Origin of the sequence: Streptomyces sp. NBC_01275, from assembly GCF_026340655.1 — a bacterium.
GTDB lineage: Bacteria > Actinomycetota > Actinomycetes > Streptomycetales > Streptomycetaceae > Streptomyces.
Window position 1 is genome coordinate 1 of record NZ_JAPEOZ010000005.1, and the last position, 1071, is coordinate 1071.

1 protein-coding gene is annotated in these 1071 nt (G+C 74.2%); it reads left to right on the plus strand.

The window, feature by feature from the left end; all coding sequences use genetic code 11:
- Window positions 1-1071 (plus strand): beta-ketoacyl reductase (locus OG562_RS45885; protein ID WP_266409970.1); only part of this gene is annotated, 1071 nt, incomplete at both ends.

Below are 1071 nucleotides of genomic sequence, written 5' to 3' on the forward strand. Positions count from 1 at the left end.
GGGCGGTGCTGCACACGGCGGCCCACATCGAGCTGGCGCCGTTCGGCGGGACGACCCTGGCGAGCGTCGACGCCACTCTGGCGGCCAAGCTCGACGGCGCCGAGCACCTCGCGGAGCTGCTGGACGCCGAGGATCTGGACGCGTTCGTGCTGTTCTCCTCGATCGCCGGGTTCTGGGGCAGCGGCGACCACGCGGCGTACGCGGCGGCCAACGCCGCGCTGGACGCGCTGGCCGAGCGCGGCCGGGCCCGGGGCCTGCCCATGACCTCGGTGGCCTGGGGCGTGTGGGAGGACGCCGTCCACACCTGGCGGAATCTGGGGGACTCGGATGCGGATGTCGAGGCGCGGCGCGAGCGGGTGCGCGGGCAGGGGCTCCCGCTGATGCCGGCCGAGTCGGCGCTCGCCGCTCTGCAGCAGGCGCTCGACCACGACGACACGTTCGTGGCCGTCTCGGACATCGACTGGGAACGGTTCGTCCCGCTGTTCACCGCTGTACGGCCCAGCCGTCTGCTGTCCGAACTGCCGCCCACCCGTGTGGTGTCGGAGCGTGCGGCGGCGCGTGGATCGGCCGGACCGGGCCCCGGATCGCCGTCCGACAGCTCGCCGTCCGGCGGGTCGTCCTCGGGGGACGAGCTGCGGGAGCGGTTGGCGGGGCTGCCGCAGGCGGACGGCGACCGGGTTCTGCTCGACCTCGTCAGCGTGCACGCGGCTGCCGTGCTCGGGCGAGGTGCGAGCGAGGGAATACGCCCCGACCAGGTCTTCAAGGACCTGGGCTTCGAGTCCCTGACCGCCGTGGAGCTGCGCAACCGGCTGACCGCGGCCACCGGACTGCGCCTGCCCGCCACCCTCGTGTTCGACTACCCGACCCCGCTCGCCCTCGTCGGGCGGTTGCGTGAACTGGTGCTGCCCGCACCGGAGGAGACGACCGAAGCGGCGGCCAAGGCGGCACTCGTCCAGGGCGGCGGCCGGGCAGCGTCGACGACCGGCGAGGACGCCATCGCGATCGTGGGCATGGGATGCCGGTTCCCCGGGGGCGTGAACTCCCCGGAGGCCCTCTGGCAGGTGATCGCGC